The 722-nt window shown below is 37.8% G+C and carries 1 protein-coding gene; it reads right to left on the bottom strand.

From position 1 onward, the window contains the following. Positions 1–510 (bottom strand): transposase (locus DW819_RS15430; protein ID WP_147353182.1); only part of this gene is annotated, 510 nt, incomplete at its 3' end. Positions 511–722: the final 212 nt, after the last annotated feature.

A 722-nucleotide genomic window follows, 5' to 3' on the forward strand; every position in this document is an offset into this window, starting at 1 on the left:
GGCAAAGGTGTTGATTATTTTTTCAGAAACGTACCAACAGTCACAAAGAAAATAGGACTTTACCGGAGGAACTGGCAGCTCCTTTGCGATATCCTGAACAATGTCAATTTTAGAAATCGACTTGTTGTACAGCACAAAAGCATAATTCAAAACAATGCCGTTACAGGAAAGCATAACCGAAACTGCCTGGTGCCCATAGTCCTGTTTTCCCTTCAAATGAGATTGATGAAAATACGCATCTTCAATCGGATGCAGGACCCGTGACGAAGGCTTTGTCTTTGAAGCTATCGTATCGTCAACAATACAGAAAACAGGTTTTCCGGTGCGGGCTGCTTCTGAATAAATAATCTCAATGACAGACTGTTTTAATGTATCTGAAAGCAACGATTCATCCCACTTTCCAGAGTTGAGGAAATGGGCAATTGTAGTTCTGTGGCAGAAACTGTTTTTAGCAAAATCCGTGGTTTTTCCATGGTATCCAGAAAGAAAGATGCTAATCAGGATACTCATAAGATGATTGATCATTCGATTAGAATATGATTTGCATAAATCTAATTTTTTAAACTGGTTGTATATGAATGTTGAATGATGTATAGTATTTGCAGGAGACACCTTCTTTCGTGAATGCTGTAAATGTTGGTTTGGTCACTTTCATTATACAACACAATCGAACTCAAGGTGTCTTTCTTTTATGCAAAATCACGAACTTGCTCATTTATAGT

The sequence above is a fragment of the Clostridium sp. AM33-3 genome, from assembly GCF_003480315.1.
Classification (GTDB): domain Bacteria; phylum Bacillota; class Clostridia; order Lachnospirales; family Lachnospiraceae; genus Brotaphodocola.